Below are 17,484 nucleotides of genomic sequence, written 5' to 3' on the forward strand. Positions count from 1 at the left end.
AGGTGTTCCTGGTCGAACGAGCCACCACCCTCAATGCCGAGCCGCTTGTCTTTCGAGTCGGGCCGAATAACATGATAAATGGATAAAAACTGAGACGCTTTAAAAAAACACAACTGCCCCTTATCTTTGGAAAACACGAACGGCAGATCAATGACATCATTTAAACATCCCGGGTCTGAAGCAGATATTGAAATCATTAAGCAGGTTTATTCCGGCATAAACCGGAACGATATCGATACTGTGATTAATTTAATGGATGCCGATATCACCCGCATTGAACCTGAAGGATTTCCGACGGCAGGCACCTACCGGGGGCATACCGATATGCGTCAGCACCTGATCACCGGAAGAAGCACCTGGGCAGAAGGAGGGTGTGAACCTGTGGATTTTATTGCCGCCGGGAATAAGATTGTTGTTACAGTTCATATTAAAGTCCGGCTTAAAAATAACCCGGAATGGATCAACGCGCGGATAGCAGACGGGTTTATAATAAAAGACGGCTCGGTGGCAGAATTTCATTCCTTTGCCAGCAACCAAAAGGCCTTTGAATGGGCCGGGATCGCGGCTAAACATTGATTGAGCCAATTGTTCAGTTACAATCCCGAATGTGGTCGTACGGCCGTGATTTGAACCTGGTGAATTTGGTAACCCGATACCTATCGATTCATTATGACGATAACACCTACCAGTCGGCCCCTGCTTACTTATGCAACGCGTCAGGATTACCTGAGATCCGCAGGAGGTACCAGGGTACCGCGGACTCAGCGTCTTAGTTCCCGAGCAGGCCTTTAACTTCCGCGAACACCCGCTTATTAAAAAACGCCTCGTGCCCTTCGCCATTTAGGATCACCAGTGCCGACTGTTTGTTGAAGGCCTTCAGGCGCTTGTGGTAGTTCGAGCTGTACATGATGGGCACCACCTCGTCCTGGTCGCCGGAGATCAGTACTAACCGGGTTTTGCCGCTCACTTTTCCGGCTATTTCAATGGGTGAAATGCTGCTCACCGGCGCACTCCATTCTTTGTTGCCAGGTTGCTGCGACTGCATATATTTGCGCCATTCCGTTACATCACATGGGCAAGCTACCAATACGGCGCCATCGGCCAGTTCAGGGTATAACGCTACCAGGGCGCCGGTAATCGCGGCCCCGCCGGAATGCGCAGCGATCACCGTCCTGGCCGCGTGATAAGTTTCCCTGAGGTTTTTTATAGCCGCGGCAACAGACGCGACAACTTCAGGTGTATAATTATCACCTGTTGTGTTTCCTTTCCTCCCGTGTGAACGCTGATCTTCGGGGTCGGTATAACCGGGGCGCAACAGCCCGATAGCGATGGTGTTGCGATTTTGTGCGGCGATGATTTTGGCTGCCGCATACTGGTAACCGGGCTTATTGAAGGGAGCGTCGCCATGAATAACGATTACCAGGTTCGGATTAGCCGACAATGCAGGATTCTTAAACGTGTTGATGCGTAAACAACCCGTATCTGCGGCTACCCAGTTCAGGTTATCTTGTGTTGCGCAATTGCTGCTTGCCTGGTTGTTGCACCGGGTGCCAACCAGGAACACGAAACAAAGAACCGGAGTCATTAAAACGCGCCTGCTGCCCCATAGTGTGATCATAACGTATTGTTTTCGCTCCAAATATAGGGTTAAGGAGGCAAACTGTTAAGGCAACTTGGGAACAGAGGTGAGCCAGGAGCTTATTGTAGAGTTAAACGACTACCTGGTCAGCGGAGACACCGAAGAAGTTACGGCAATTGCCGGTGATCTCAAGCAAAATCTCGAAAAGATATCTCATCACGGCAAGCGCGCCGATAGTTTATCAATAAACTACGATGTCGTTGTTAAAGTATCCTGCCGGATCCGTAAAAGTTGGGACAGCCATATTTTGGCTAAGCGATACCCGTTGTTTGCCGGTTAAAAGAGCAGGTGATGCAGCCAATTCCATTTTTGGATTATGGTCCCGTCATATGCGTAAATCACCTGTTTTTCTCGGGAGTAGATTTTTAGATGTATCCGTTGATTTTACCGGTTTGTTGAAAAAAATATTTCATAATTCGTTGGGAAAAAAATTGTTATTACTATAATTGTTTCAAAAAAAATCATGAAAAAATTTCTGTTGTCTTGTTTTTTGACTGCCGGATTATTGGCCGGTTTGTCCGGCTGCCAGAAGATGGCGGCTGATGTTGAACCGGAGGCACCTTCAAAGGTTCAGGCTTTTTTTAATCTGACTTCCTGGCTGGATCTGAAACTTGCTTACAGGACGCTGACTGCCGGTGAACGCGCTGAAGTTTGGAGTCAGCATCTCGGTAATATCATCAGCAGCGGAAAATTCAGCACGGAACAAAATAACCGGATCAGGGAGTTACGTAAGGTCATCACAGCCAGCCTGTTTTCGACAGATAAGCGCAACAAACCGCAGGACGCCGTAATTACCAACTGGATAAACAAGGCTTATGAGGTCTTCACACGGAACGAAATTGCCCAGATCGTCGCAGACCTGTCATTCTCTTTTCCCGAAAGCAAGCAACTTTCTGTCGGCTTCACCACGAAGGCTGACTGCCATTGCTCCACCCAGAGCGACTGGTGCGGATCTACCGTTTATTGCAGCAAATGTACCGGCTGTACAGCCCAGACCCTCGACGAGGAAGGCTGCGGGACTCTATGGAACTATACCTGCCAGGGAGGATGCATTTCGATAACCATTCCAGCGAGCCCCGGATGCGTAAACTGATCTGTCCGGCGGCGGCGCTTCTATTTTGCTTTATCGCCGTCGCGGGATGCGGCGTGAATCATTCCGGTATGACCTCCGTAAAAACTTCTGAGCCGGTTTTTTTTGCCGGTACCTTCGCCACGGGCGATACGGTCAGCCACCGGTTTTCGATCATCAACGAAGGAAAAGAGGATCTGGCCATTGATACGGTTACTACTTCCTGTGACTGTATAAAATCCAGCTGGAAAAGGAAAGGGACGATACCTGGTGATACGGCATTTTTAACGGTATCTTTTATAGTTTCGCCCAGCGATATCGGTGAACAGGTAAAAACGGCGTTGGTGTCAGCCAATGTTGCCAACGCTTTTATCCCGTTCCGGATCAGGTACTTCGTCAGGAACAACATAAAATAGCCTATGGTAAACAGGTCGGTCACGGGTAATGTCCTGTTTTTTTTGCTGTCGGTCATAGTGGCTGCCGCTGTGTCTGCGATTGCTTATTTTGGACACAGTACGCTGTTCAGTGTGGCCTCAACGGTCTATTTTTTATTCACGCTGCTTTCGCTCCGCGCGCGTACCCCGGCGATAAGGGCGTGGGTGACCAACCTGTTAATCGCCCTTCCTGTCCTGGTCATCCACTCGCCTGCTCACCTGTTCCATTTCGGAGAGACGCTGGTATCGCTGCTGAGTTTCCTGTCATTTTTTTTAGGAATACTGGCAGGCTATTTTTTCTTTATTCTCGGGCCGTCCCTAAGGCTGCTGCCTGCTATGCTGCTCATTTTTATAAACCTATTCTTCTGGACGGTGGGGGCACATTTATGGTTCAATTTTGTGAATTACGGGTTCTTTAGGGCGAATATGGACCCTATACCCGTGCCTGCGTTCATGTTTACGGACGCCTCGGGCAAGCCGTTCAATGACCCGGGACTGAAAACCAGGGTGCTAGTACTGGATTTCTGGAACACCTCGTGCCCGGCCTGTTTTCATGCGTTCCCGAACCTGGAAAAAGAGTACCGTAAATATAAGGGCGATGAACGCATCCGGTTTTTAAGCGTTAACGTTCCCTTAAAGAGCGATACAACCGGCCAATGGAGCCGGATGCTTGCCCCGTTTCATTATTCATTTCCCCAGGTTACTTCAACACTTACCACCGGAAATGATTTCGGGGTGAGGTATTATCCCACGGTGATCATTATAGCACAAAACAAGATGGTGTTTCATGGCTCTCTTGACGATGCTTGCAAGGTTCTGCCTGAGTACCTTCATCGGCAATAAGCGGCCTTCACAGCTTTGCCAGGCCGCTTATCATGAATAACGATCAGCGCGGGTTCCGCACGATCCCCGATGGCGCCATCACGTCCCCAGGTACGGGGACCGGACCGCAGGTCATTTGCCGTTTCAAAATGAGAATGTTAAGGCCGGAATAAGCATTTAATATTAATTAGGATTACGCGGTCGTTTAGGCCAGAGACCGGTTAAATAAATACAAAAAACGGAAGCCCGTTACGGACTTCCGTTCCTGTAAAATTACTTGCCCCGGCAACCAGGAGCGATTTCTACTTAATTTCTGTAGATCCGGCGCCTTCGATATCGGACACGGGGCTACTCGTAGTAAGCAAGAGCCCTACCTGTGTTCTTATCTTGGTCCATTTCCCGAGCACGGTATCATAAGTTCCACCGAGCTGGTTAAAATAACCCAGGTCCGCTGTTAAATAAATAAACGCAGCTGTGTTGGTACCCTGTCGGTAGAATGGCTGATCGACGCCGGTAACGGGCTCAACAGCATCATAAACGTCCGTACTGGTTACACGGTATCCTGCCGCAGGCGGCCCGGCACTGAAAAGGCCGCCCCCGGTACCAATAAAAACAACATCTACCGGAACGGAGCTGACGTTAACGGCGGTTCCTTTAAATACCGCTATACCCGATGCATTGCCGCTATTGGCCAGCAAACCGGAGGTCTTCGTCCCAAATCCGTCACCATCGATCGTAGAATAATCAAACGAGCGGATCCATTTGGACGAGGCCATACTGGTGGTCGAGGTAGCGCCATTAATCAATTTCCTGGAACCGCCCACATAGAAGAACTCCCCTTTTACCACCGATCCGGAAGTCAGGTCCAGTTTATAGCTTCTCACTCCCCCGATGGCCCATCCTGTTGCGGGAGCCGGATTGGTGCCTGCATTGTTGGTGGTCACTACCGAGAAAGGCTCTGCAGCAAAGTTAATTGCCCGGGTCGCCCTGAATTGTATGTATTCATAATTGCCGTCTCCTCCTTTAACGTCGCTCATAAAGCCGGTGATAATAATTGCCGGTTGTTCAGTATTTGAGCTGAGCGTTTTAAGGTCAGTGGTATTGTTTCTAATCCTTATTTGCGGGACAAGAGCGCCATTAGCACCTTCGGTGGTTACGACCAGGCCAGTATAATTGGCAGAAAACGGCGGTTTTGCGCCCGCAAACGCGGCTCCTGCCTCGGTATGCAGGGTAATGTTGCCAAACCCGTCGTTGAGCAATTTATCGCCCGAAAATACGTCGGTTGCCAATAAGCTTGGATTATACGTAGCTTTGATAATGGTAACCTGCGTGCTTTCATAACGTCTTGGATCGGCCAGGAGGGCTGCGGTTGTAACCCTGTTACCGAGTATGGTATTTCCGGATGATACTTTAACGATGTCTGTTGCCGGAATGTCAATTACCTGGAGTATCCCGTTGCGGCGGGTCAGCGTTCTTCCCTCCACTTTTACCCGTACCAGGTCGCCGACCATGTAATTGGCGGCAGCCGCACCCACGTTAAGGGCTATCCCCCTCAGCGAATCGCCGGAAGACGCGTTACGTGAATTTTGAACCATCATCAGTCCGTTAAGCATATTTTTTGCAGCATGATCAGATACTACAATTCCCTGTATGGAAGTCGCACCCGACATGTTGGTGGTCGTAAGCACCACATCAGCTTGTTTGTAAACTTTACGCAAGTCAAAAGTGAAGACATACGGGCTGACGATGCCGCCATCGTACGGGTTTTTATCGTCCTGCTCACATCCCGACCAGGCGATAGCCACCGTGAGGAGAAGAACGAAATTCAATAATATAGTTTTCATAACTTTCATCTTATCAGTTTCTATGGTTTTTTATACGACCAGATTTGGGTGTTGATGGCATCGGCGCCCTGGATAGCTACCGCAGCGTTATAACTGTCGCGGTTAGCCGTTTGAACGATAACCGGGTAGTAATTCCGCGCCGGCATAACACCACCGTTAGCGAAAGTCGTACCGGGCAGGTTGACCGGAAGAACGGGATGCCCCGTACGGCGATACTCGGCCCATTGTTCTGAATCTACCAGGAACAAGGCATAATACTTTTGCAGGTGAAGCATTTCCATTTTATCAGCAAGCGGCTGTGCGTCTGACCAGTTAATATCTGCTGCCGTCATATAAGCGGCTAAACTGGTAACCGGGTAGGAAGGTATCCAATACTGGATCATGTCTAAAACACCTTTATTGTAATATGTTGCAACTGGTCCGGAGATCCAGCCGTTTATAGCGGCCTCAGCCAGGATAAAGTCCACCTCAGCTACGTTCATGATAATCCCGGTATACGCGTCGTTTTGCAGCGTATTGCCGACATTAGCTGTGTTAGCGCCCGGAACGTTATCAACAGCATAGAGCGACGACTGCCCGGTGCTTAAACTGCCCGGGGTGTATCCTGCAGGGACACCCACATATGATCCGCTTACGGTGCTTATGCCCCACCGGTTCGTTCCGTTCTTGCCGTATGTCATATTCACCACCGGGTGGTTCCAGTCGCGCAGGTGATCAATAAAAAACTTTGAAACAGCGCTTCTGAAATCCAGGGCACGAATGGAAGTATATGGCGACGAATACAGCGCGGTACTGGTCAGGCTCTCCGTCCAGGGGAGGCGTGCGGTATCGTCATTAGAAGTCATGACCGGGTATTTCGCCGGATCTCCAATGATCTCTTTAAGTTTACTGATGGCTGTGGCCGATACTTCGGCTTTGCCCGAAAGGCGAAGCAGCAGACGCAGGTACAGGGAGTTTCCCAACTTGCGCCACTTGGTAATATTACCATTAAAAAGCCGGTCGGTGGTGGCGTTAATGGCCGTACCTGTGGTAAGCAATGTATTGGCTTCTTCAAGGTTTTTATACAGGTCGAGGTAAATATCCTTTTGCCTGTCAAATTTAGGCTCTACGATTCCGTCGCGGCCTTTATTAGCCTCGGTGTAGGGGATATCGCCATAAGTATCTGTTAAAACTGAGACGGCATAGGCTTCGAGTATTCGTGAAATGCCCTTGTAGGAACCGTTTGCATACTCCGGCTTGCTGGCCAGCGTATAAATGTCCCTGACGTTGGTAAGTTCCGTAAACAACGCGTTCCAGGTATAATCAGCCTGGGGACGGCGGATATCGTACCGGTTGATCTGCCCGTCGGCATCGCTGATGTTGACGGTAACCTGCATGAGCTCATTGTTGAATGTGCGGCCCCGCAGCATATTTGCCGAAACCAAATTGACCAGCGAAGGCGCCAAAAGCTGGGCCGGAGTAGTCGTGGGTGTACCGATCGGATCTGTATTTACCTCTACAAAATCTTTACATGCCGGCATCGTGCTGCCAACAAGTAAAGCGATACAGGTTAATTTTATCTTGATATTTCTCATTTGAATAAATTGTTTTTTAACGGCAATGAAGCTATCATTTGCCACCAGATTAATTTTTAAAGGCCCACAGTGATCCTGAAACCGAACGTCCGCGTAGACGGAAGCTGCCCTACCTCGAAACCTGTTACAATATCAGTACCTGCCAGGGAACCGAATTCCGGATCGAAAACCGGCCATGGCGACCAGATGTAAAGGTTACGTCCGAACCCGCCTACAGTTACCTTGTTCAGACCCATCTTTTTAACGAATGGAGCCGGCAGCATATACGTAAGGTTTGCCTCCCTGAACTTTACGAAATCGGTACTGAACATAGCTCCCTCGGAGTTATCGTAGTAAACCGCTTTATAATAAGCGTTCAGGTTTGTAGCAATGATATCATTGGTGCGGTACGTCCCGGTACCCTTGCCCGACGCATCCAGATTCTCTGTAACGCCAACCCCGATGATGCCATTATAGCGCCCGGGGAGGGTGAGCGCTGATTTGCCGTTTTCGGCGATACGCGCTAACGAAAATGCGTTGCCTACAGCTCCAAACTGTGCGTCAAACAATGCTGTTAAGCTGAAGCCTTTGTAGTTGAACGTATTTCCCCAGCTCGTTTTAAATTTCGGTATGGAGTTACCGAGGTAAACCGGGTTTGCGGCGGTTAATGGCGTACCATCCGCTTTATATATGATCTGTCCTTCTTTAGTACGTGCGAAGCCGACGCCATACATGTCGCCCATGCTGCCGCCAACGTTTGCTATTACCTGGGCATTGCCGATGGGGCTGTTGCGGAGCACCACGGAGCTGTCTAATAATTCCTTGATCTCGTTCCTGTTAGCGGTGAATGTCGCAAACGAGGTCCACTTAAAGCCGCCTTTATTAGACTGAAGTACCGTTCCGTTCATGCCGATTTCAAGGCCTTCATTGTCGATACGCCCGGCGTTGATAATAGAGCTGGCGTAACCCGATGAGCGGTCTACTACCCGGGTTAAGATCTGGTTTCTCGTTTTCCCGTGATATAAAGCAACATCCACCGACAAACGGCTTTTGAACATACGTATATCGGTACCTATTTCAAGGGTGGTAGTTATCAGCGGTTTGAGGTTCAGCGCCGGAAGAACGGCCGGATTGGTGGTTGAATTGATAGGGTACAACCCGTTGTTGGCAGGTACGTAGTTATAAGACGTAAGATAGGAGGTCGTACTACCACTCCCCACTTGTGAATAGGATGCCCTTAATTTAACCAGGTCAAAACTTGCGGGAAGGTCCCAAAGATCGGAAGGAATAAAGGCCATATTAACGGATGGGTAAAAGAAACCCACGGCTGCGGTCCGGTATGGCGAGGCTAACACACTGCTCCAATCCTGCCGGCCGGTTACATCAACAAACAGGTAATCTTTATATGATGCCGAAATCAAACCATACACGCTGTTAAAGCGGTACCTGGAAGTATCGGGGATCGATATGACGGGATTCAGGTTATTAGAGAGATCCCAGATTCTTGGAACACGCAGACCGTCCGCCCGGCTCTCCGCCTTATTATATTCGTTTCGCAGGATGCTCCCGCCTGCTGTTACGTTCACCCCGATATCCCTGCTTACCTTCTTCTCGTACCTGATCAGCGCATCGGCATTTTTCTCATACTTCCTGGCATTTTGAATACGGTACGATCCCTGCGCAAATTTCGATCCGGCGGCATCGTATGGCCGTATTTGCTCGGTTATATCTCTATTCAGATCGAGCGTGGCGCGTACCTGGGCCGTAAGCCCTTTGGCAAGCTGGTAACTGAGTTGAAGATTGCCGACAAAGCCATTGCGGCGTTGCGGGTTTAAATACTCATACGAAATTGCCCATGGCGATTCCAAGGTAGTGGTCGTAATATTTATAAACGCACGGTTTTCTGACCCGTGTACCCAATAATCCTTGTAATAGTTCGGGTCGATATTGGGCTGTGAAAAATACACCCAATACATGTATCCCTGGTTGCCAAACCCGGTGGCAGGCAGGTTATCGCTATTTTTATTATTGTACGTGCCTTTAGCCGTAAGGGTCAGCTTTTTGGTGATCTTCGAATTAACTGATAATGCCACCGAAGTGCGGTCGTACCCGGTATTAGGAGCGATCCATTCATTGTCCGTGTGGTTTAGCGCCAGGCGAAGACTTGTTGTTTTAATGGTGCCGTCGAGACTCACCGAGTTATTGGATTCTTTTCCTGTCCCGAAGAAGGTATCTATCGGGTTCCCCTTGTATTCCCAGGGTGTACGTACGGTTGCCGTACCTTGAGTCACCGGGTCGTATTGGAAATAATACTGCCCATCGAACCTGGGCCCCCATGCAGAACTCGTTCCGTTGGTACCAGGGCCATCTGCGGATGCCGACCTTGAATAATAGGCGGCGCCTAATAGCCCTTGTCCATACTCCGATTGAAGATCCGGTTTACGGTTAACCTCCTCGAAGGTGGTGTTTGAAGTGAAGTTGATGTTCAGTTTCTTTCTTTTCAGGTTCCCTGATTTGGTGGTGATCAGGATAGCGCCGTTTGCGCCACGCTGTCCGTAAAGCGCGGCGGCGCCGGGACCTTTCAATACGGTTACACTTTCGATGTCTTCCGGGTTGATGTCATTGATGGCGCTTCCATAGTCAACCGGCAGGTTATCGCCCGACGTGCCGTACACGCCGCCCGAAGGCGATGCGCTGCGGGAATTGCTCGCACTGGCTACCACGCCGTCAATTACGATAAGCGCCTCATTATCGCCCGTAAGGTTATTTTCCCCGCGGAGGATTATCTTGTTCGACCCGTCGGGACCACTGTTGCGTACCAGGTTCAAACCCGCAACTTTTCCGGATAACGCATCCGTCCAGTTAGCGGCTACTGCGTTAGTAAGCGCTGTACTATCAACGATAGAGGTAGCATAACCGAGCGATTTCTGCTCGCGTTTAATGCCGAGCGCCGTTACGACCACCTCGTTCATCATGCTGGTGCCGGGTTGCAACCTTATAACTAATTTATCCTGGCTCCCGGTATATGTTGCTGTATACACATTATAGCCAAGAAAAAGGAACTGTACCAACGTACCTTTTGGCACCTGGATAGTAAATACGCCATTTGCATCCGTAACACCAAAGCCTTTCCGCTGCGCGTCAACAATTGATACGCCGGGCAGAGGCGAAGAATCTGCAGCATCTATCACAGTGCCCCTTACGGTAATGAGCGCCGCTTGTTGTGCCTGTAACTGCGACACCATCGGGGGAGCCAGCACCAGGGCGGCTACTACCGGTAAAAATTTCGCGAAGGAGTGCCGGGAGGGCCGCCTGTTTAATAAGGATGCCTTCCATACCTCAAAATGCCCGAAATTAAAGGCAATTTGAAAAAGCACCTTACAAAAATGAGTAAAGGATCTTCTCATAATAATACAGTTATAATCGGGCCATCGGTTCGTTTAGTGTTTATGAATAGCCCGCTGCAAAAATGTGAACGTTGTATTAACTTATGGTTCGGGTAATGTTAATTGACCAAAAAAGAAAGTGTTCAAAATTGAAGGGTGTGGCCAACTAGTTTCAGAAAAGCAATCCACCGCATCGCAGTACTTTACCAGTTTCCGGCTCATGGTAATTGCCTGAAACGGCAGTTCGATATGAGAACGGGCTCGCCTGTATCTGTCATTGGATATGCGTATCCCATTTAGGTTATCTGCCTGCTGCGCCTTTTTTTTCTGAATTAAGTAACATGTGCTTTATTAATAGATTAATCATGTTCGTCAGCATCTGGATATCTTAACATAATGATAATATAGACTTGACGTATTATTAATCTACTTTTGCTATCGGTATTAATGACCTCATAACATGACCAAACAAAGTAAAAAAACGATGGCCAAAGCTGCCCGCCAGGCAATCCGGAAAGAATTGACGACGGACCTGGCAAGCCAGTTGAAGGACACGGTAGCGAAATTCGACCAGGGTTCAAAAAAAATAAGCAAGGAAATTGACAAAGCAGCTAAGAAGCTGGCTAAAAAACTCTCCGCACACTTTAAGAAAAGTGAGCCTGTGATCGTGGTTTCGCCGGCTGCTGAAGGCAAACAAGCCGATAAAGCTGATGCCGGACTAAGCGGCGCGGAAAACAATAAACCACGCCGGGCGGCATCCAACCACCAGGGAAAAGCAGTGGTAAAGAAGGAAGCCGACACCGATGCTGTTTCCCCTGTTCAAGGCGGAGAAATAACAGTTGATTAGCTACTGGCTAATCAACTGTTGCTACTTTTTTACCGGGGCCAATATTCCCGGGTAAGCAACCCGTCAGTTTTTAAAGTAAGGCCAAGCAGGGTCGCGGTAACGGCGCGATATCCTCTTGTCCCATCACCGTCAATACTACCCCTGGCTTGATCTCGCGGCCGAAAGCGACGAAACCGGTTTGAATTTCTTTAAAATCTGTTGGCACGTAACCATGCGTCCCGCCTTTTGCCGCGGTTAAAAGCTCGCCGGTGGCAGTCGCCCGAAAGAAACGCCCTGCCCGGCCGCCAGTGCAAACGCAGCATTGGGATCTCCATGTACCGGATTACGGCAGTGCTTTATTAACCAACCTCTCTAAAGATCTGAAGTTGCAGTTTGGTAAAGGATTCAGTAAGAGCAATATCTACCTTTGCCGCCAGTTTTACCTCAAATACCAAATACCAGTTGTATTTGCCAGACCAAAAGGTGCTAGAGGACAGGGTTAAAGCGATCTTAGATGATGACTGAATATAGGTAGAAAGACTTAACGCTGACATAAACCTGAGTTTATCTTTCAGCCTTAATTTTGGTCTATGAATATTGTCTGCCCTGAGCACAAGGGTGCGATCGAAGTGCCCGATAAGGACATAGCAGAGGCCTTTACTACCCCGATGAAAGCTTTGCTGGTAACCTGTCCCGTTTGTAGGGAAGTGGTAACGATCCGGAATATCTCCCTTGAGAGCCTGTTATATGCCGGCAGCCGGTAAATCACGACCTGCTCCTATGAAGTATCGATTCATGGTCGCACTGGTGGTTGTCTTTGCCTCATGCAGCAATAGGGACAAGGCCATAAAAGTGAAGGGCTCTGATACCGAAGTAAACCTGGCCGTGAACCTGGCCGAAAACTTTTACAAAGTGAATGACGGCTTCAGCGTAGCGATCTCCGGCGGCGGTTCGGGACTGGGTATTGCGTCGCTCCTGAACGGGCAAGCCGACATCGCCAATTCTTCGCGCCCGCTTAATGCGGAAGAAGACAGTCTCTTTAAGGTAAAGAATATCGCTATCCGCACCGTGGTCTTCGCGGAAGACGCCACCGCATTTATCGTAAGAAAGAGTTTCCCGCTGGATTCTATAGACGTTGTCTCTTTAAAAAAGGTACTAAGCGGTGAATTAAAATCGTGGAAAGCGATCACAGGTAAAGACATGGCCATCAATATCTATGGACGGCAAAGCAATTCGGGAACGCACTCGTTCGTAAAGAAAAAGCTAAAGATCCGGTTTAGCCGCGACGCCAAAGAGATGAACGGGAACGCCCAGATCATGGAGGGAGTGAAAATGGACGAATCGGGAATCGGGTATGTGGGCGCCGGGTACATCCTGCACGACGGAACGGACCAACCTGTTAAGGTGTTGAAAATTAGCCCGGTGAAAGGCCTTACAGCCATATCCCCCCTGGATAAAAAAGCCATTATGGCCAGGCGCTATTATTTCCAGCGCCCGCTTTACCAGTTCATCCCTGAGACGTCATGGAATAAGGTAAAAGCCTTTATAGATTTTGAAAAGAGCAAAACGGGCCAGGACCTCATCCGGGCATCCGGTTATTACATCATTACACCCGGTAAGTCCACCCAATGAAATTAGCAGCGAGAGAAAGGATAGACGGCGTGGCAAGAACGCTGTTCAGAACGACAGGTTTAATAGTGATCGCCATATTGGGCGGGATCTTTTTTATGCTGGTATGGAACAGCATCGCCTTTTTCCTGAAAATAAAACCGATGGATTTCATTACCGGGACCCAGTGGGACCCGTCAGGTGAGCATTACGGAATTTTGCCTTTGCTGGTAAGCACCTGTCTTGTCACCCTCGGTGCCATGGCCATTGCCATTCCACTTGGGATAGGTACAGCAGCATTCTTGTCAGAGTATGCGGGGAAACGATGGAAAAATATTTTGAAACCCATGATAGAAATGCTGGCTGCAGTTCCGTCGGTCGCGATCGGTTTTTTGGGGATCGTAGTCCTGGGGCCGGGAATCGCCGCCGTAACCGGTCAGCCAAACGGGTTAAATGCACTAAATGGAGCGATACTGCTTTCGGTCATGGCGCTCCCAACCATTATTACGGTAGCCGAAGATGCTTTACAAGGTATCCCGCACACGTATAAGGAAGCAAGTTATGGCGTAGGCGCCAGCAAATGGCAAACGCTTACCCGGGTAACCATCCCTGCAGCGGCCCCGGGCATTCTTGCAGCGGTGATGCTGGGCGTTGGCCGTGCCATCGGCGAAACGATGACCGTATTAATGGCCACAGGCAACGCCTCCGCTTTCCCGAAAGGCTTCTTCCACTCTGTCCGGACCATTACCGCAACGATAGCGATCGAGATGGGGGAAGTTCCTTATCAAACCACTCATTATTACGCGTTATTTGCCATCGCCGCAGTGCTGTTCCTCATCACGTTGCTGGTAAACCTTGTGGGTGAGCATTTTGTGAACAAGTTTCGTAAATATCATAGCGCATGAGGAAGAAACTGACGCCATTGCTGGAATGGGGCACCTTGCTTATCACTACCGGCCTGGTTTGCTTTTTCCTGGTGGTGATCCTGTGGGACCTGGTAAGCAAAGGTGCTTCCTCACTATCGTGGAATTTCGTAAGCTCTCTGCCCACCCAAGGGATGACAAGCGGCGGAATCCTCCCGGCCATTACAGGCACGGTACTCCTCACTATGATCACCGCACTTGTCGCCGCGCCCTTTGGTGTGAGCTGCGCGATTTACCTGAATGAATATGCTGCCGATAACTGGCTCACGCGATTGATCCGCGCCAGCATTCGTAACCTTGCCGGGGTGCCGTCTATCATCTACGGGTTGTTCGGCCTGGCGCTTTTCGTACAGGGACTGCAGATGGGAACTTCATTGTTGTCGGCCGGACTCACACTTGGATTACTGTCGCTTCCTTACATCATTATTACTACCGAAGAAGCCCTTCGCCGGATCCCGGCCAGTACCAGGGAAGCCGCGCTGGCAGTTGGAGCAACGCAGTTTGAATCCATCAGGGATGTAGTGGTCCCTTCGGCTATGCCGGGAATGCTCACCGGGCTGGTGCTTACGCTTTCGCGTGCAGCAGGAGAAACAGCGCCGATCCTGTTTACAGGCGTAGCTTTTTACATTAATAACCCGTCCGGCTACCTCAACCAGGAGTTTATGGCGCTGCCTTATCACCTGTATATGCTTTCTACGCAGCACCAGGCCATCGAGGCGGTTCGCCCGCTGGCTTACGGAACGGCGCTGGTATTGCTTATCGTGGTGTTTTTGTTAAACCTTACCGCATTTTATATCCGGTATAAATACAGTAAGAATGAGTAACGATCTGGTAAAGCTTTCGGCAAAAGGTGTAAACCTATGGTTCGGTAATAAGCAGGTATTAAAGAATATCAGCGTGGATTTCGAGCCCAATAAGGTCACGGCGCTCATCGGCCCGTCGGGCTGCGGTAAAAGTACGCTGCTGCGGGCATTCAACCGGATGCACGACCTCTCGCCGGACGCCCGCATCGAAGGTAAATTTATGCTGGAAAACCAGGACTTGTACGAGAAAGGGCTTTCGGTCACTCAATTGCGCCGCCGCATCGGGATGGTTTTTCAAAAAGCCAACCCGTTTCCCAAAAGTATTTACGAGAATATCAATTACGGGTTAAAGATCAACGATATTCCCAAAGCGGAGCGCCCGGGGATTATCGAAAACGCCCTCAGGGAAAGCTACATATGGGAGGAAGTGAAGGATGAGCTGGAAAAGCCGGCAACCAGGCTTTCCGGGGGACAGCAGCAGCGCTTATGTATTGCCCGCACGGTGGCCCTTCGCCCGGAAGTGATCCTGATGGACGAACCTTGTTCGGCACTCGACCCGTTAAGTACTTTAAAGATCGAGGAACTGATCGTTAAGCTGAAAAAGGATTTTACCATTGTGATCGTTACGCACAACATGCAGCAGGCGCAGCGCGTAGCGGATAAAACCGTGTTCATGTATCTTGGAGAGATCATCGAGGAAGGACAAACCAAAGACATGTTCGCTAATCCCAAAAATGAGTTAACCGCGAATTATGTCAAGGGGCACTTCGGGTAATTAAATCTGTTCCCCGGTATGTTTTTCGGGCTTGAGCTCAGCTTTATTGTTCTCCATTTCGAATCTTTTCTTGTCCTTATTATTCCGAGTGATCAGGAAAATAAGAAGGGCGATAACGGCAATAGCTACTGCGCCGACAAATAAATAATTTACATTCATAGAGTTAGCGGTTAGATTGTGTGCCAATGTACGGGTTTGAATGTTACCCCTATATTAATCTTCCCATGATAGCATGCCGTACCGTAACGTCTATCCAGCCGTTTTACGCAAACCGGAGATTATTACCGGGTTTTCCTTCCTGCCCGATCCGTAAATGATTTTATCCGTTAACGATTTGTAGATCGCTATTCCATGTCCACAGTTTGATGTCGAACCCGTTCGAATGTGCTTTCCTGCTGCCTTCAGGACTGAGAGTCCGGGAAGCTGAACAACGGGAGTGATTTGCGCAGGCCTGCATTCCTGTAATTTCAACAGCCGCCATGCACCAGGCACTCAGGGCTAAATCCGGATGTTAAGTACCCGGCAAAAAACGATGAGTTTGTTTTTACCTGTAAGCGGCCGATCCTGCTCGTCGCCCGGTATTTAATTAACGGATACGATGGCTTGGAACAAAAGGCTCACCCTGGACATCGGCCGATTCGCGGGGTTACAGGTGCGGAAGCGGCCCTGGCGGCTGACCTTTCCGTCATAGAAGAAACGAAAGAACCGGCTGAAAAAGTAAACGTCTATCACCTTTCGACGCTATCATTTAAATCAGCAGTTTGCGGAACCTCGTTTATCAAAGATACCTGCGGTTGATCAATTCTTGTCTACGAATTTATTATTGGCTTCATTGTAGCGCGCACCTGTATCGGGATATTTTTGCAGGATGGCTTCGATGCCCTGCAGGTCGGCTGACGACAATTCCACTTCCACCGCGCCGGCATTATCGTTAAGGTATTTTCTTCGTTTAGTCCCCGGAATGGGGATGATGTGATCGCCCTGTGCAAGTACCCAGGCGATGGCCAGTTGGGCCGGAGTACAGTGTTTTTCAGCTGCGAATTCTGCAAAAGCCCTGGCAAGGTTATTATTGTTCTCGGCATATTCCGCCTGGTAACGGGGAAGAGACTTGCGGAAATCGTTATCGGCAAGGGTGCTGACATCCAGCGTGCTGGTCATCAGGCCGCGTGCGAGCGGGCTGAAGGGCACGAAGGCGATTCCCAGTTCCCGGCAAAGCGGGATGATCTCTTTTTCCGGCTCGCGGGTAAGCAGGGAATACTCACTTTGCAATGCGGCTATAGGATGAACGGCATGGGCACGGCGGACCGAGTTGACCGAAGCCTCCGACAGGCCCAGGAAACGGACCTTGCCTTCTTTTACCAGGCCGGCCATGGCCCCGACCATTTCCTCAACGGGTACGTTCGGATCGATCCGGTGTGCATAGTAAAGATCGATCACATCGGTTTGCAGGCGGGTCAAACTGTCTTCGACCGCCTTTTTAAGATAAGCCGGCGACCCGTTGAACGCGGTGTTTTTGCCGAAGGTATGCAGCTCGAAACCAAACTTGGTGGCTATAAAGATCTTCTGCCGGTTAGGTTTGAGCACCCGGGCCACCAGTTGTTCGTTGGCGCCGTTTGCGTATACGTCTGCCGTATCCCAGAAGTTGATCCCGAGCTCAATCGCTTTTTCCAACGTGGCGACCGATTCCTCGTCATTCGCCTCGCCGTAGGCATGGTTCATCCCCATGCAGCCAAGGCCAATGGCGGACAGCTCGACACCGGTATTTCCTAATTTCCTGTATTTCATAATATTATAGTAATAAA

Annotated in this window: 18 protein-coding genes; 12 read left to right on the forward strand and 6 right to left on the reverse strand. The window is 49.7% G+C overall.

All coding sequences use genetic code 11. From position 1 onward, the window contains the following. Positions 1-150: 150 nt before the first annotated feature. Complete coding sequence (locus GS398_RS14215) at positions 151-576, forward strand: nuclear transport factor 2 family protein (RefSeq protein WP_160907459.1); 426 nt, start codon at positions 151-153, stop codon at positions 574-576. A gap of 193 nt (positions 577-769) precedes the next feature. Here GS398_RS14215 and GS398_RS14220 read toward each other — a convergent pair whose 3' ends face one another. Then, on the reverse strand, positions 770-1,618 hold the full coding sequence (locus tag GS398_RS14220) for an alpha/beta hydrolase family protein (protein WP_160907460.1): 849 nt from the start codon (positions 1,616-1,618) through the stop codon (positions 770-772). A 55-nt stretch (positions 1,619-1,673) separates the two neighbouring features. On the opposite strand from GS398_RS14220, the gene GS398_RS14225 reads away from it, so the two are divergent. The 4 genes from GS398_RS14225 (at position 1,674) to GS398_RS22845 (ending at position 3,985) form a co-directional block, all read left to right on the forward strand. Continuing rightward, complete coding sequence (locus GS398_RS14225) at positions 1,674-1,919, forward strand: hypothetical protein (protein WP_160907461.1); 246 nt, start codon at positions 1,674-1,676, stop codon at positions 1,917-1,919. A 183-nt stretch (positions 1,920-2,102) separates the two neighbouring features. Beyond that, positions 2,103-2,732 carry a bacteriocin fulvocin C-related protein gene (locus tag GS398_RS14230; protein WP_160907462.1) on the forward strand — a complete coding sequence of 210 codons (630 nt, stop codon included), beginning with the start codon at positions 2,103-2,105 and terminating at the stop codon, positions 2,730-2,732. 68 nt (positions 2,733-2,800) lie between these two features. Then, entirely contained in the window at positions 2,801-3,124 is a 324-nt protein-coding gene (locus tag GS398_RS22840; RefSeq protein ID WP_160907463.1) for a DUF1573 domain-containing protein, read from the forward strand. Between the two features lie 69 nt (positions 3,125-3,193). Beyond that, a complete protein-coding gene (locus GS398_RS22845; protein WP_369410269.1) occupies positions 3,194-3,985 on the forward strand; it encodes a TlpA family protein disulfide reductase in 792 nt (263 codons plus the stop codon). A 281-nt stretch (positions 3,986-4,266) separates the two neighbouring features. On the opposite strand, the gene GS398_RS14245 is transcribed toward GS398_RS22845, so the two are convergent. The 3 genes from GS398_RS14245 to GS398_RS14255 are packed head-to-tail and all read right to left on the reverse strand — an operon-like array spanning position 4,267 to position 10,768. Then, complete coding sequence (locus GS398_RS14245) at positions 4,267-5,808, reverse strand: DUF5689 domain-containing protein (RefSeq protein ID WP_160907465.1); 1,542 nt, start codon at positions 5,806-5,808, stop codon at positions 4,267-4,269. A gap of 20 nt (positions 5,809-5,828) precedes the next feature. Further along, positions 5,829-7,382, reverse strand: a complete 1,554-nt coding sequence (locus GS398_RS14250; RefSeq protein ID WP_160907466.1) for a SusD/RagB family nutrient-binding outer membrane lipoprotein — start codon at positions 7,380-7,382, stop codon at positions 5,829-5,831. Positions 7,383-7,438: 56 nt separating this feature from the next. Further along, positions 7,439-10,768 carry a SusC/RagA family TonB-linked outer membrane protein gene (locus GS398_RS14255; RefSeq protein WP_160907467.1) on the reverse strand — a complete coding sequence of 1,110 codons (3,330 nt, stop codon included), beginning with the start codon at positions 10,766-10,768 and terminating at the stop codon, positions 7,439-7,441. A 439-nt stretch (positions 10,769-11,207) separates the two neighbouring features. Between GS398_RS14255 and GS398_RS14260 the strand changes: the two genes are divergently transcribed. From GS398_RS14260 to pstB, 7 genes are all read left to right on the forward strand, one after another. Then, entirely contained in the window at positions 11,208-11,594 is a 387-nt protein-coding gene (locus GS398_RS14260) for a hypothetical protein (protein ID WP_160907468.1), read from the forward strand. 287 nt (positions 11,595-11,881) lie between these two features. Continuing rightward, positions 11,882-12,076: a DUF1016 N-terminal domain-containing protein gene (locus GS398_RS22850; protein ID WP_369410270.1), complete on the forward strand. Its 195-nt coding sequence runs from the start codon at positions 11,882-11,884 to the stop codon at positions 12,074-12,076. A gap of 87 nt (positions 12,077-12,163) precedes the next feature. Further along, entirely contained in the window at positions 12,164-12,337 is a 174-nt protein-coding gene (locus GS398_RS14270; protein WP_160907470.1) for a hypothetical protein, read from the forward strand. Between the two features lie 16 nt (positions 12,338-12,353). Then, positions 12,354-13,205 carry a substrate-binding domain-containing protein gene (locus tag GS398_RS14275; RefSeq protein WP_160907471.1) on the forward strand — a complete coding sequence of 284 codons (852 nt, stop codon included), beginning with the start codon at positions 12,354-12,356 and terminating at the stop codon, positions 13,203-13,205. Continuing rightward, positions 13,202-14,086 carry a phosphate ABC transporter permease subunit PstC gene (pstC, locus tag GS398_RS14280; RefSeq protein ID WP_160907472.1) on the forward strand — a complete coding sequence of 295 codons (885 nt, stop codon included), beginning with the start codon at positions 13,202-13,204 and terminating at the stop codon, positions 14,084-14,086. The genes GS398_RS14275 and pstC overlap by 4 nt, the downstream gene beginning before the upstream one ends. Further along, positions 14,083-14,928 carry a phosphate ABC transporter permease PstA gene (pstA, locus tag GS398_RS14285; protein WP_160907473.1) on the forward strand — a complete coding sequence of 282 codons (846 nt, stop codon included), beginning with the start codon at positions 14,083-14,085 and terminating at the stop codon, positions 14,926-14,928. Before pstC ends, pstA begins: the two co-directional genes overlap by 4 nt. After that, positions 14,921-15,682 carry a phosphate ABC transporter ATP-binding protein PstB gene (gene pstB / locus GS398_RS14290; RefSeq protein WP_160907474.1) on the forward strand — a complete coding sequence of 254 codons (762 nt, stop codon included), beginning with the start codon at positions 14,921-14,923 and terminating at the stop codon, positions 15,680-15,682. The genes pstA and pstB overlap by 8 nt, the downstream gene beginning before the upstream one ends. Here pstB and GS398_RS22285 read toward each other — a convergent pair whose 3' ends face one another. Both GS398_RS22285 and GS398_RS14295 read right to left on the reverse strand, forming a co-directional pair. Beyond that, complete coding sequence (locus tag GS398_RS22285; protein ID WP_202406072.1) at positions 15,683-15,841, reverse strand: hypothetical protein; 159 nt, start codon at positions 15,839-15,841, stop codon at positions 15,683-15,685. 639 nt (positions 15,842-16,480) lie between these two features. Beyond that, complete coding sequence (locus GS398_RS14295; protein WP_160907475.1) at positions 16,481-17,467, reverse strand: aldo/keto reductase; 987 nt, start codon at positions 17,465-17,467, stop codon at positions 16,481-16,483. Between the last annotated feature and the right edge of the window lie 17 nt (positions 17,468-17,484).

The sequence above is a fragment of the Hufsiella ginkgonis genome, from assembly GCF_009834915.1.
In the GTDB taxonomy this organism is placed as follows: Bacteria; Bacteroidota; Bacteroidia; order Sphingobacteriales; family Sphingobacteriaceae; genus Hufsiella; species Hufsiella ginkgonis.